Annotated in this window: 12 protein-coding genes and 1 pseudogene; 7 read left to right on the top strand and 6 right to left on the bottom strand. The window is 71.8% G+C overall.

Annotation, left to right across the window (positions count from 1 at the left end; genetic code table 11):
• Positions 1-190: 190 nt before the first annotated feature.
• Entirely contained in the window at positions 191-1,411 is a 1,221-nt protein-coding gene (locus tag ACZ52R_RS30975) for an alpha/beta hydrolase family protein (protein WP_465624607.1), read from the bottom strand.
• A 101-nt stretch (positions 1,412-1,512) separates the two neighbouring features.
• Between ACZ52R_RS30975 and ACZ52R_RS30970 the strand changes: the two genes are divergently transcribed.
• The gene (locus tag ACZ52R_RS30970) at positions 1,513-2,160 is read left to right on the top strand and encodes a TetR/AcrR family transcriptional regulator (RefSeq protein WP_465624609.1); all 648 of its coding nucleotides are present in this window, start codon (positions 1,513-1,515) and stop codon (positions 2,158-2,160) included.
• Between the two features lie 159 nt (positions 2,161-2,319).
• On the opposite strand, the gene ACZ52R_RS30965 is transcribed toward ACZ52R_RS30970, so the two are convergent.
• The gene (locus ACZ52R_RS30965) at positions 2,320-2,691 is read right to left on the bottom strand and encodes a nuclear transport factor 2 family protein (protein WP_465624611.1); all 372 of its coding nucleotides are present in this window, start codon (positions 2,689-2,691) and stop codon (positions 2,320-2,322) included.
• A 129-nt stretch (positions 2,692-2,820) separates the two neighbouring features.
• Complete coding sequence (locus tag ACZ52R_RS30960; protein WP_465624613.1) at positions 2,821-3,117, bottom strand: muconolactone Delta-isomerase family protein; 297 nt, start codon at positions 3,115-3,117, stop codon at positions 2,821-2,823.
• A gap of 192 nt (positions 3,118-3,309) precedes the next feature.
• Between ACZ52R_RS30960 and ACZ52R_RS30955 the strand changes: the two genes are divergently transcribed.
• The 3 genes from ACZ52R_RS30955 to ACZ52R_RS30945 all read left to right on the top strand — a co-directional run bounded on the left by ACZ52R_RS30955 (position 3,310) and on the right by ACZ52R_RS30945 (position 6,713).
• On the top strand, positions 3,310-3,714 hold the full coding sequence (locus ACZ52R_RS30955) for a hypothetical protein (RefSeq protein WP_465624615.1): 405 nt from the start codon (positions 3,310-3,312) through the stop codon (positions 3,712-3,714).
• 135 nt (positions 3,715-3,849) lie between these two features.
• Entirely contained in the window at positions 3,850-5,502 is a 1,653-nt protein-coding gene (locus ACZ52R_RS30950) for a hypothetical protein (protein ID WP_465624617.1), read from the top strand.
• A 533-nt stretch (positions 5,503-6,035) separates the two neighbouring features.
• Positions 6,036-6,713, top strand: coding sequence for a hypothetical protein (locus tag ACZ52R_RS30945; RefSeq protein ID WP_465754511.1), 678 nt, complete (start codon positions 6,036-6,038; stop codon positions 6,711-6,713).
• Between the two features lie 230 nt (positions 6,714-6,943).
• On the opposite strand, the gene ACZ52R_RS30940 is transcribed toward ACZ52R_RS30945, so the two are convergent.
• Together ACZ52R_RS30940 and ACZ52R_RS30935 are read right to left on the bottom strand one after the other, a co-directional pair.
• Entirely contained in the window at positions 6,944-7,471 is a 528-nt protein-coding gene (locus tag ACZ52R_RS30940) for a PH domain-containing protein (protein ID WP_465754510.1), read from the bottom strand.
• A 327-nt stretch (positions 7,472-7,798) separates the two neighbouring features.
• Positions 7,799-9,043 carry a L,D-transpeptidase gene (locus ACZ52R_RS30935; RefSeq protein ID WP_465624623.1) on the bottom strand — a complete coding sequence of 415 codons (1,245 nt, stop codon included), beginning with the start codon at positions 9,041-9,043 and terminating at the stop codon, positions 7,799-7,801.
• Positions 9,044-9,359: 316 nt separating this feature from the next.
• Here ACZ52R_RS30935 and ACZ52R_RS30930 point away from each other — a divergent pair.
• Together ACZ52R_RS30930 and ACZ52R_RS30925 are read left to right on the top strand one after the other, a co-directional pair.
• A pseudogene (locus ACZ52R_RS30930) lies at positions 9,360-9,575 on the top strand (helix-turn-helix domain-containing protein); the annotation flags it as partial.
• Positions 9,576-9,914: 339 nt separating this feature from the next.
• Entirely contained in the window at positions 9,915-10,739 is an 825-nt protein-coding gene (locus ACZ52R_RS30925) for a hypothetical protein (RefSeq protein ID WP_465754551.1), read from the top strand.
• Between the two features lie 173 nt (positions 10,740-10,912).
• On the opposite strand, the gene ACZ52R_RS30920 is transcribed toward ACZ52R_RS30925, so the two are convergent.
• Entirely contained in the window at positions 10,913-11,902 is a 990-nt protein-coding gene (locus tag ACZ52R_RS30920) for an aldo/keto reductase (RefSeq protein WP_465754509.1), read from the bottom strand.
• Positions 11,903-12,183: 281 nt separating this feature from the next.
• On the opposite strand from ACZ52R_RS30920, the gene ACZ52R_RS30915 reads away from it, so the two are divergent.
• Positions 12,184-12,654 carry a DUF6924 domain-containing protein gene (locus ACZ52R_RS30915; protein ID WP_465624627.1) on the top strand — a complete coding sequence of 157 codons (471 nt, stop codon included), beginning with the start codon at positions 12,184-12,186 and terminating at the stop codon, positions 12,652-12,654.
• Positions 12,655-12,875: the final 221 nt, after the last annotated feature.

Here is a 12,875-nt window from a genome sequence, read left to right as displayed (position 1 = left end):
TCTTCCTTGGCGGGACAACGGCCAAACCCGAGGCCGTTTCCGGCTGTTCACGGGCCCTGCGCCGGCCCCGCACCGCGACGGTCCCGCTGCCCGCGCCCGCCGTCTCCTGCTCACCGACGGCACGCGGGGGCGTCGCGGGCAGGGTCTCGTCGCGGGCAGGGCTCCGTCGCGGTGTCGGGTCGTCAGCTCTTCAGGCGGTCGCCTTGAGGGCGTCGTCGAGCCAGTCGTAGATGCGGGCCTGGGTCAGGCGCATGGCGCCGGGGTGGCAGTGGGCGCCGGCGCCTTCCTCGGCGGTGAAGACCATCAGGGTCTTGGGGCAGGTGAGGTGGTCGTAGAGCTGTTCGGGCTGGCCCTTGAAGAACATGTCGTCTTCGGCGTCGCAGACGAGGGTGGGGCACTGGATCCGTTCGGCGATGCCGCCGGCAAGGGTGTAGTCGAGGTAGGAGGCGTTGAAGGCCCGGGGGGTGTCGACACCCATGACGTACATGCCGTGGTTGAACGCCCAGCGGGCGATCGGGTCCTTGGTCATGATCTGCTCGAGGGCGGCGTCGAGTTCGGGAGCGGACTGTGCACGCAGGAGCCGCTCGGCCTCCTCGCGGGTGCCGGGGATGTTGCGGACGGAGGTCTGGCCGAGGTCGTAGAGGCCGTCGACGGCTATCAGCGCGGCCAGGCGGTGCTCGAACGCCGCGGCCCTGGGGGCGAGGACGCCGCCCATGCTGAGGCCGAGGAGCGCGATACGGCTGTTGTCGACGTCCGGGAGGGTCTCGGCGAAATCCACGACGGGGGTGATGACGTTCTCCCAGTCGGGGCGGAAGACCAGACCCTCGTGGTGGCGCGGCCCGGGCATGCCGGGGCCGTCGAAGACCAGCACGGTGTAGCCGCGCTCGACACCGGCCATCGCCCCGAAGAAGTGCATCTCCTCGGCGGTGCCGTCGAAGCCGTTGTGCATGATCAGCGTCGGCCGCGGTGTCCCGGAGTCGTCGACCCGGTACAGGTAGCCCGGCAGGGTGGTGTCCTCGTACGGGATGGCGACCGGCTCGATGACCGGGGTGAACAGCGGCGCCGCCGCCCGGAAGCAGGCCACGCTGCGGTCGTAGGCGTGGTCGTGGCGGGGGTCGCAGGGGTGGCCGTGCAGGAAGAACTCGGCCGACCGGTAGTAGTTCGACGCCCGCAGGAACCCGTCCCGGGCACTCACCCGGTGACCGGCCGCCAGCGCCTTCTCGGCCTCGCCGGCCACCCGGTCGGCGGTGGCCAGCCACTCGGTGTACCAGCTGGTGTAGTCGCCCTCGGTGATCCGCTCACCGGTCGAGACGACCTCGCCGAAGTCCGCGCCGCCGTAGGCGATGTGGCTCATCGACCGCAGGGTCTCGTACCAGAACTGGATGTTGTTCGGGAACAGCAGCTGCTTCATCGCGCACTCTCCTTCATCGGCAAGCACAGATGTGTGCTTGCGAGTGAGACTGTAGACCCTTCGGGTCCTCAGAAGCAAATATTTGTGCTTACGATGGGGGTATGACCCAGAAAGAAGCGTCCGCCCGAGTCCGCAGGAGCCCCGAACAGGTCCGCGCGGCCGTCCACCAGGCGGTCGTCGACCTGCTCTCCGACCCGGAGGGCGAGGAGATCAACATCCCCGCGATCGCGCAACGCGCCGGCGTCAACCACACCAGCGTCTACCGGCGCTGGGGCAGCCTCGACGCACTCCTGGCCGACATGGTCACCACCCGCCTCGAACGCGACTCACCGCTGAACGACACCGGCACCCTGCGCGGCGACCTCCTCGCCTGGGCCGAAGCCACCGTCGCGAGCATGCGCACACCCGAAGGCCGCGCCCTCGTGCGCGCCGTCGTCCTGTCCATGCCGAACAGCGCCCACGCCAAGGCCGAGCGTGCGCAGCACTTCCAGCGCCGGATGCACTCCATCGAGCAGATCCGCCGACGGGCCACGGCCCGAGGCGAGAACCCACCGACCCTGGAACAGATCCTCGACCAGCTCATCGCGCCGTTCTACATCCGGGTGATCTTCGGCATCGACCCGCCGGCCGGCGGCTACCCCGAGCTCCTCGTCGACAGACTGCTCGGTAACGGAAGTGCGCCCTGCTCAGGCAGTGCGTCCACGGCGAACCAGGGCCGTATCGGGTGGCGAGGCCCCGCCGTTCCTTGATCTTGTTGATGCAGCGTTCCACGGTGTTGCGGTCGAGGTCCGCGTCGTGGGAGAGGGGGCGGCCGCCCTTGCTGCCCTTCCTCCTGCGGTTCGCGGCCCGGTCGGTCTTCTCCGGGATCACGGCCGTGATCCGACGTCGGCGCAGGTGGGTCGCGGACCTCAGTCGATGCGGGAGACCTGGTAGTGGCTGATGTACCAGTCGTCGTGCGCGCGCTGTACCAGCACGCTGAGATTGACGCCCAGTGTCGGCCGGTCGGTGAACGAGAAGTCGACACTCAGGTAACCGAGCACGAGGTCGTCGGCGAGCTGCCTGGTTTCGAGAATGCGATATGCGGCCGTCATCCCGAGGGGCTGGGAATCGTAGTAGTCGGCGACGCCCTGCCGGCCGACGCTGTACGGGTGCAGTCCCTGGAAGATCGCGTCCTGGGTGAAGCGGGAGGCGACCAGCTGCGGTTCGTGCGCGTCGACGGCCGCCTTCCACTGGTCGAGGACGCCGCGCAGGATCGCTTCGGCTTCTGTCGTGCCGTTCATCGGGATTCTCCTCGGGTGCGATCGGGGATCAGAGCTGCCAGGGCCCGCAGATGTGCACGCTCGAGGCTCCCGAACGTCTGGGTGCGACACCGCCCGGCTGCCCACCACCGATCCGCGCAACCGGGACCGCTACTCCTGGAGCCCGGGGTCACTCGGGTGCGGGGACAGCGCAGTTACCGTGTCGTGCCGCCACGCTCGCAGCGGCATCGACGCAAGCACCTGCTCCAAGTGCTCCGCGTCGTCCGCGCTGAACAGGCCCCAGGTGCGCCATTCGCCGGGGGCGAGCGGCGGACGCCACAGCCGCAGCAGGCTTCCCTGAGCGGCCAGTTCCCGCGCCCGTGCCGCCTCTCTGGCTCGGATCTCCGCCACGGCCTCCTCGGAAGTGCCCTCCGGCACACTGGTCACCATGTCGACCAGGAACTCCATGGGTGGCTCTCCTTATGACGTCGTGCCCGACACTGGACGACACTAACGTCGGCCCGGCGTGGCGGTGATCATGTGCGGGCGCGGCGCGCCGAGAGGCACCGGACGTCCGGCCGGCCGCGAGGCCGCCTCGGCCCGGACGCCGTCTAGAATCTGGCCCCACGGCCGAAGAGGGGCGCGACCACGGGGGGCGGCGTGACGGAGTCCGCAGGTTTCGGGTGTGCGGCGTGCTGTGCCGAGGACGCCTCGGTGGCGCGGGCGCACCACCAGAGTTACACCGGGGTCCGGGTCGAGAAGATGATCCAGGACGACTCGCACTTCATCGTCTCCGTCCAGCGCTGTGGCCTCTGTGCGCAGGCCTTCGTGAGCGTCTTCACCGAGTACGTCGACTGGGTCGCCTCGCGGGACGCGCAGTACCGGACCGTGCTGCCGATCACGGACGCCGAGGCGGGCGATCTGACGGCTGGGCGGTTGAGCCCGTACCGGGTCGGGGCCCTCGGGCGCGGTCGCCGCCACCTGCAGAGCGACTGGCCGAGCGAGGCCGACGAGCCGTCCGTGTACTGGGACAGCGGCGTGTTCGAGGTGCGGGAGGGGTACTGACCCGGCCGGCTCCGCGCGCCGCCCCCGCCCCCACCGAGGACGGAGCGGCGGTCCGGCCGTCGGACTATCGTGTCGGTCCAGGCGGCGGTCGTCTCGCGCGGTGCGAGGAGCAGTCGCCGGCGAGGGGGATCGCGCATGCCGAAGGGGCTGGCCCAGTTGGGCCCAGCGCTCTACGTGACGAGGGCTGGGGACCAGCGCCTGGGCCCGGCTCCGCCGAGCAGCGGCGACCGGGGCCTGCTGCGCAGCGGGTCCGTTCCCTGCCTGCTGACGGTCCTGCGGGTGGCGGCGCACCAGGAAGCGGACAGGGGCGCCGGCATGGGCCTGGCGGTGGCGCTGGTGCGTGCCGGTCATCTCGCCCGGGCGGTCGAGCTGGTTCGGACGGGCGCGGGCCGGTCCGGTCCGGAGAAGGACCTCGTCCGTCTGGTGCGGACGGCGGGCGAGGCCGGAGACCTGGACGGTGCGCGGGCGCTCGCCGAGTCGTTGACCGACCGCTCGCTGCGGGACTGCGCCCTGGTCGCCCACATCCCGGCGGTGGCGCGCGCCGGTGAACGCGGGCGCGCCGTCGGCCTGGTGGAGACGGTCCGCTATCCGCACAACTGGCCGCGGGCGTGGGCCGGGTTGGCGAAGGCGGTGGCCGACAGCGGCGACTTCCCCGCGGCGCTCGGGTACGCCGCCAGAGCCGCCGAGTGCGCGGGCGGCGCGGAGATGGGGCGGGTGCTCGTCACGGGCATGGAGATCGCACTCGCCGCCGGGGACCGCGTCCTGGCCGGCACGTTCGCCGACCGCGTGGAGGACCTCGTGCGGTGCGAGAGCCGCAATGGTGTCGGACAGCGCTCGTTCCTCGTCGCGGTGCTGGCTTTGGAGGCCTGTAGCGGTGACCTGGACCGGCTCGACGCCGTGCTGCGCAGCCTGGTCCGTGCCGCCGCCGCGAAGGCTGCCGAGGCGGCGGCTGCCGAGGCAGCGGCGGCAGGGTCGCCGGAGAGCGACGCCGACTCGGATGCCCTGTGTCTCACGATCCTCGCCCGGCCCCGCCCGCCCTTCGACGCCCGGATCGTGCCCGAGCTGCTGGAGGCGGTCGCCGAGACCGCCGACCGGGAGGTGGCCCTCGCCTTGGCGGGCCGGGCCGAGGCACTGCTCCGCTCCGACGCGGGCCTCGACAGCCTCGGGCTGCGGGAGGCCGTGACCTTGCTGCTGGCCCGGCACGGGCAGGTCGAGCGGGCCATGGCGATCGCCGACCGGATCGTCGAGCCCGATCTGCGCGCGGCGCGCAAGGCCGAGATCGTCGAGGTGCTGGCCTGGTCCGGGGACACGGACCAGGCCGAGGACCTCGCCCGCGCCTTCGCGGACCGCTGGGCGCGGAGCCGGGCCTTGATGGCCGTCGTCGGCGAGCTGGCCCGGCGCGGCGAGACGGCCCGGGCCGAGGCCCTCGTCCCCGCGATCCCCGACCGCTGGGGGCGGGACGAGGCGCTCATCGACGTCGTCGGCGCGTTGGCCCGCCAGGGCGAGCCGGAGCGGGCCGAGGACGTCGCCCACACGATCCGCCACGGCCGGACGCGGGCCCGTGCACTGGCCGCTCTGGTGGAGGTGTCGGAGCCCGCCCGCGCCCGCAGGCTGGCCGCCCGGGCCGTGTTCCTCGGCGGCTGGGCGATGGTCCTCGAAGACCTGGAGGAGATCGCCCCCGGCGGGGCACTGGCCATTGCCGCCGAGCTGATGGCCCGGCAGGAGGCCCGCACCCCCACCACGCACGAGGCGCGACGACGAGGACGGCTCCCGGCCCGGCGGCCGTGACGCGAGGCTGAGAACGGCGCGGGAGCGCACGAGCCGGACCGACTCCCGTGAGGGAGCGGGCCTGCTTCGCTGCCCTCGGACGCGACCCGGCGGCGATGCCGTGGGCGTCGATGCGGATTCTCGACCGCGTGTTCCGTGGTGTCAGCGACCGGTGCGATGCCGCAGGGAGAAGGGGGAGCTCGTGAACGGTGGGGGAGACCGGGTCCGTGCTGGGGGTCTCCCCGGGTCTGTTGCCCCCGCCGGCTGTCCTGCTGCTCGCTGCTCCCGTGGGTGGCCGGCCTGCCGGCTTCGCGTCCGGGCCGGGGCGGCGTCAGGTGTGTATGCCGGCAACAGGATTGACCGGGGGGCCGCCACACCATATTTTGAACGCGTTCAATCTTATGGAGGGGGGCATGGACATGCTTCAGCACGTCGGGCCTGGGGCGGCTGCGGAAGGCGCAGGACCGGTCGGGGGAGCATCCGCCGCGTCCCCGGCGACGATGCGCGCCGGTGGCGGCAGCGGCGGCAGCGGGCGGCGTCGGCCGCAGCCGGGCGTGAGGAGCCAGCCGGACAGGAGGAGGCGGCGCGGTCTCTGCTACGCCACCGTCCACTCCTTCACCGTCGCCCTGCTCGTCCTGCTGCCCGCGGCCTACCTGACCGTGTTCGAGCTGTCCGACGGCTACCCCGGCGCAGACCCGGCGATGTACCTCCTGCTCGTGCTGCCGCTCCTACTCCTCCCGTTCGCCATCGGTACCCGTACCTCGGCCGGCCACCGGCGGGCAGCCCTGCGCTGGTTCGGGCGCGCCGTGGCGTACTACGTCGCCTGCTTCCTGGCCCCGCTCGTCCTGCTCCTCGCACTGGCCTCGCTGGCCTTCACCGCGGCCCTCGGCGGCACCTGGACGTCGGAGTCACTGCTGCTGGAGGGGCTCGAATACATCAGCCTGGCCGCCCTGCTGTTCGGCGGCTCCGTCGTCGTCGCGCTGTTCATGGTGGCGCCATGGGCGGCGCGAGGCCTGGACGCCCGCCCCGTCCTCGCCGTCCTCGCCAACGTCATGCCGACTCTCGTGGTCATGATCGGCGCCATTCCCGCCGTGATCGTCATCGCCGTCCACCTGGTCTTCACCTACCGGGTGATGCCTGCCGCCACCCTGTGGCGGCGCTCCCACCCGGGCGCGAGAGCCGCAGGGCAGCGGCAGGCAGACTCCGCCCCCCACCAGCGGCGGTACCGGTGACCGGCCCTGACGGGCCGTCCTGACCGACCGTCCTGACGGACCGCCCCGCGGGTGGTGAGGGGTCGGAGCATGCGAGCGTCGGCGGACGTCGGCGCGTGGTCCTCCGCGCTGATCCTGGAGGAATCGGCCGAGCCGTTCACGTTCGTCGTCGATGCCGGCGGTGTGAGGAGCCGTTGTCGTACCGACCACGCTGAGCACGAGTTCGAGTGTGACGGTGGGGTCGGGCCGAACTACTCGGTCGTGGCACCGGGTTGGGCTGCGGCCCACGCGGCCCGCAGCTCCGAGAGGCGCGACCGGATTTCCGGGTCGTCGGCGCTCGATGCGACCAGGCCTGGCAGGACGACCGGCCGCCCCTTGTGCCGGCGCACCTCGAGGAGGCAGTGATCGATGCCCCGGTTGACCTCCGGTGAGAACCCGAACGACCGCACCTGCGGCCAGGGGACCACACGTGTCCTCAGCAGGGTCCGCGTGGTGAGGCCCGTGGTACTCACCGTGGTACTGCCGCAGAAGGGGCCCACGAAGGAGGCGGCGATGACGTAGGCGACGATCAGGCCGGCCGTGAAGAGTGCGATCATCGTAGGATCCCGGCCCTTGGCCGCTGCGGCGAGGACGAAGGCAAGGGCGCAGGCCAGAGCGGTCGGGAAGAGGACCAAGGTCCTCCGGCCCGTCCGCCGGAACCGGATCGGCGCCTTGAAGTAGCGCTGCCCGTCGCGCCGATCGCTCATGGATCCCCCGCTCGCTGTGCCGCCGACCGTCATTGTCCTGGAGGTCCTGGGCGCAAGCCAAACTTCTGACACGGCCGACTTCCCCGGTTGCCCCTGCGGGCATGACCGGTTCGGACGAAGAGCGGGATGGGGTTGAGGTCCGCGCAACCCTCGCCAGGTGCGCGCCCTGGAGCGCCAGCACCTCCCGCTCGGAGAGCAGGTAGGTGGCCTCGCCCGCGACCACCCCGGCGTGCAGGTGGCGCTTGAATCCGATGAACCGTGTCACGCCGCGACGACTCCGGTGTCGGCGGGCCGGTCGAGGTTCTCGACGACGAGGACCGGCTGCTCGGCGGCGGCGGACGGCTCCTCGGCGGGCGGGTGCTACCAGTTGGCCCAGAGGAGGTTCCAGCCGCCGAGGCCGTTGTCGGGGGCGACGGTCTTCTCCTTGGTGTTCACGACCGTGACGACGTCGCCGATCAGCGAGCTGTTGAAGAACGACCCCGCGGGGGAGGTGTCGCTGCCGCCCTCCACGTCCTTGAGCGCGACGCAGCCGTGGCTGGTGTTGGCCGTGCCGAACGGATCGCCCTTGTACCAGTAGTTCCCGTGGAGGTAGGTGCCGCTCCTCGTCAGCCGCATCGCGTGCGGGACGTCAGGGATGTTGTACTCATTGCCCAGGCCGACGGTCTGGGAGTTCATGTGGGTGACGTTCTCCTTGGACATGATGACCATGGTTCCGCCCCAGGAGGGGTACTGCTCGTCGCCGAGGGTGGCGGGCACGGTGGTGGACTTGCCGTCCCGCTTGATCGTCATCAGGTGCGTGGCGGCGTCCGCGGTGGAGACCTGGGAGCGGCCGATGGTGAACGGTTCGTCCTTGTCGATGTCGCCCCAGACGCCGGGGGCGACTTCGACGTTCTTCAGCCGGTAGTGGATGGTGACCTTGGTGTTCGGCTTCCAGTACTCCGCCGGGCGGAAGTCGATCCGGTTGTCGCCGAACCAGTGGCCCTTCACCTCGGTGCCGTTGTCCGTCTCGAAGGTGATGCCCTTGGCGACGGCGTCCTTGTTCACGATCTTGCTGCTGAAGTCCACCTTGACGATCATGCCCACGCCGTAGGTCTGGCCGTCGGCGATGTTGTCGTTGGTGGACACCTGCTTGCCGGGCGAGACGGTGGTGAAGGCACTGGTGGCCGCGGAGACCAGACCGTCGGCGTCCTTCGCCTGGGCGTTGACCGTGTACGTCGTGCCGGGGGCGAGCGCGGCGGCGGGCTTCCAGCCGGTGCCGTCCGGGGTGATCGAGCCCTGGACGGGCTTGCCGTCCTTGTCGGTCACGTCGACGGCGGTGAGCTTGCCGTGGGAGACGGACACCTGGAGCGCGGTCGGTGCCACTCCCTGGGCCCCGTCCTTCGGCTCCATGTCCAGCACCGCGGTCGACGTCCTCGGCGTCGTCGGGGCAGCCGCCGCGGCCGCCCCGCCGGGGGTGCCGGAGGCGGCGGCGTCAGTGCCCTTGCCCTGGCCGTCGCCGCAGGCCGCGGACATCAGCAGGACCCCGCCCATCGCCAGTGCCACCGCACCGCGGTGGAATCGGTCGTTGGTGCGTATCGCGGCCCGGGCCGCTCGAACAGTGCTCACAGTTGCTCCCTCTCGGTGTTCGACGTCAGCTTGTGCGCCCGTTCGTCCCAGCCGCAACGGTGGGCCGGCGATCAGGGACGCGGGGACGCCTTTACCCGGTTTGAGCTGGGAGGACGTAACCTTCCTGGGACGCGCTCGCGGGGCGCTGGGACGGCACGGCCGGTGCCGGCGGCGGTCTCGGGGGAACCGTGGGACGGTCTGCGGCGTGCTTGTCTGCCGGAGCTCACGTCGGCCCGCGTCCCGGTGATCCGGCTGTCGGCGACGACCGGAGCCGGGGGCGCGATCACCGGGAGGTTCACGCGCGGGTGGAGGATCAGTGTCAGAGGGGATCGGGGAGTTGAGGGAGTCGGACGAGGTTGCGCGGCTGCTTCAGGAGCTGAAGAGCCGGTCGGGGCTCAGTTACGGCGCGCTGGCGAAGCGGCTGCACGTGAGCACGTCGGCCCTGCACCGCTACTGCAACGGCGATGTGATGCCGGTGGAGTTCGCCCCGCTGGAGCGCCTCGCGCGGCTGTGCCGGGCGACACCGGAGGAGCGCACCGAGCTCTATCGGCTGTGGGTCACCGCCCACGCGGCACGGGGGAACCGGCAGGCGTCCGCACCCGCCCCCGCGGCGAAGGCTCCGTCAGCGGCTGCGCTGACTGCGACGGCTGCGGTGGCTGCGACGGCTGAGGGGGGTTCTGCGGCTCCCGGGCCTGCGGCACCGGAGACCCCTGCGGAACCGGAACCGGAGGCGGAAGCGGCGCCGGAACCGGAGGCGGTACCGGAACCGCGACCGGCCGCGGGAGGCGCCGCGGAGGACGGGACGGCCGCCCCGACGCGCACCCCCGCCGTTCCGCCGCAGCGGCGAGTGCGCCGGGGTGTACTCGCCGCCGTGACGGCTGCCGCGGTGCTCGCCACCATCGGGGCCGTCGCCACCGGTCTCAAGAGCCACACGGGCGGTGACCCCGCCTCGGCTCCCGCCCCGGCGGCGCACGCCGGGCCGTCCGCCGGGCCGTCCGCCGGATCGTCGGCCCCGCTCCCGACCCCCGGCGCCACGCCGGTCGCCGCCGGCGCGACCCCGTCGGGGCCGACCGGCGCCGCCGACCAGAGTGCGAGTGCCCCGATCACCGTCGCGGTCCGCCCGTCCCGCTGGGACGCCGAGTGCAACCGGTACCTCGTCGACCGCCCGCCGTCGCAAGTCCCCCGGCCGCCTGCGGTGGTGGACGTCCCCGCCTGGGTCTCCAAGGTCGGGGCGGTCCCCGGCCACTACCAGTCCATCGAGCTCACGGTGCAGGGCACCGGCAGCGAGACCGTGGTGCTGACCGCGCTCAACGTCCGCATCGCCCGGATCGCGGCCCCGCTGGCCTGGAACGCCTACTCCATGGCCGACGGCTGCGGCGGCGGAGTCGGCGTCCACTCGTTCGACCTCGACCTGGACGCGGCCCGCCCCCGTCCGGTCGTGAGCGAGGGCAGAACCGGCCTGCCGGTCAAGGTGAGCGAGCGGGACCCGGAGGTCATCGAGGTCAGTGCCGAGACCACCTCCCACGACGTCAGCTGGTACCTGGAACTGGAGTGGTCCAGCGGCAACCGCAAGGGCACGCTGCCCATCGGCCTCGGCGACGGCACGCCGTTCCGCACCAGCGCGGTCAAGGGTCGGCCGCTGTACAGCTACCCGATCGGCGGGAAGGCCTGGGAGCCGAGCCCCTTCCAGAAGTGACGACCGCGCGGGGACCGATGCTTTTCGACGTGCGCCGGTCGATATCGCGGACAGGCGCAGTCGGGCGCCGACGCCGCAACTGCCCGCCCGGGTCGCTTCAGTCGCTCGGTCCCTCCCGGCTGCCCTGCGTTCCCAGGGCCCGGGTGCGGGCGCAGCCGGTCAGCGGCGGCTGCTCAGCGGTTCACCGCCCGCATCCCGTTCTCGTCGTAGCGTTCGCCCGCCGCCCGGGGCAGCTCGGCGTCGATGCGGGCCAGGTCCTCGTCGGTCAGCTCGACGTCGACGGCGCCCGCGTTCTGCTCCAGGTAGGTGCGGCGCTTGGTGCCCGGGATCGGGACGAGGTCCTCGCCGCGGGCCAGGACCCAGGCGATGGCCAGCTGGGCGGGGGTGATGTCCTTCTCCGCGGCGATCTCCGCCACCTTGTCGGCGAGCCGGAGGTTGGCCGCCAGGTTGGCCTCGGTGAAGCGCGGGTTGCTGCGGCGGAAGTCGTCCCGGTCGAGCTCGTCGGGGGAGCTGAAGCGGCCCGCGAGGAAACCGCGGCCGAGCGGGGAGTACGGCACGAAGCCGATTCCGAGTTCCCGGCAGGTGGGAAGTACCTCGGCTTCCACGTCCCGGGTCCAGAGCGAGTACTCGGTCTGGACGGCGGTGACCGGGTGGACGGCGTGGGCGCGGCGGATGGTCTCCGCGCTCGCTTCGCTCAGCCCGATGTGGCGCACCTTGCCCTCGGCGACCAGTTCGCCGAGCGCGCCGACGGTCTCCTCGATGGGCACGGCCGGGTCGACCCGGTGCTGGTAGTACAGGTCGATGCGGTCGGTCCCGAGCCGCGCGAGCGAACCGTGGACGGAACTGCGGACGTGCTCGGCGGAGCCGTCCTGGCGGCCCACCGTCGACATGTCGCCCGGAACGGCGCCGTCCATCCGGTAGTTGAACTTCGTGGCGATCACGTACTCGTCACGGTGTCCCCGGATGGCCTCGCCGACCAGGGACTCGTTGGTGAGCGGTCCGTAGACCTGCGCCGTGTCGAGGAAGGTGATGCCGAGATCCAGGGCGCGCCGGATGGTCGCGGTGGCCTCGTCCTGGTCGGCCGTGCCGTAGAAGGCGGACATCCCCATGCAGCCGAGGCCGATGGCCGACACCTGGAGGTCCCGCAGACTGCGCTGTTGCATGTGACGTGCCAGCCCTTCGTCTCGTCTTCCCGTAGCCCGGCGCCCCTCCGGCGCCCCTCCGGCGCCCCGGTCCGACCGGGCGGGCGGGCCTCGTGTCCTCGGAGAGGACCTTACGGTGCCGGTGCCGTCCGGTGACGGACCGGCACCCCCTGACGCAGTCGCAGTCGCCGTCGCCGCCGGTCGGGTCGCGGAACGGGGGGAGGTCGGAGTGTGGCCCACTGTCGGCGGCGGCTGGAATGCTGTGTGCGTACGTACACTCCCGTGGAGATCGGAGCCCGAGAATGCTGCCCGCCATTGCCGACCGCGACGAGTTCGCCGCACTGGTCATCAGAACCGACTTCGGTGACGACGAGGCCTGGCAGGCCGTGCTGGTGGAGCTCTCGAAGCCGTGGGAGTTCGACGGTAGTGACGATGTCGATCCCTACCTCCACATCCTGGACGATCCGGCCTGGTCGGGAGCGACGCCCGATGACGTGGTCGCCGCACTCTCCGGCGACCGGGAACTGAGCATCGTGTACCTGGCAGACCGCGTCACGATGAAGGACCACGAGCACACCTTGCTGGCGGTGTCCGTGCCGACCCGGGAGGAGTACGCGAGCGACGAGGAGTTCGAGGCACACGGCGGAGCCGTTCGGACCGTACCCGCTGGTATCGGCGACATCCACGCGAACCTGTCGATCGCCAATCTGGATTTCGCGGACGTCGTCGAAGCCGCGCGGATCGACCCCGCCGGTATCTTCCGGTCCTTTTGAGAACTCGCCACGTGAGCCGGTCGAACGCGCTGGGCGCGGACTCCTTCGCCGCGGCGTACGAAGAAGGCCGGGGGCTGGACCGCGTGACGGCCGCGACCGAGGTCGACCCCGCCTCGATGTCCGGAGCCAACGGACGCACTGATCGAAGCCCGGCGGCCGAGCGGCGCGCGGGCCGGGGCAGGTCGCCGTGCTTGTCGGAGTCGGTCGACCTCGTGGGCGGT

This window comes from Kitasatospora sp. NPDC034023, from assembly GCF_055575795.1.
This window is presented reverse-complemented; position numbering and strand designations above follow the sequence as displayed.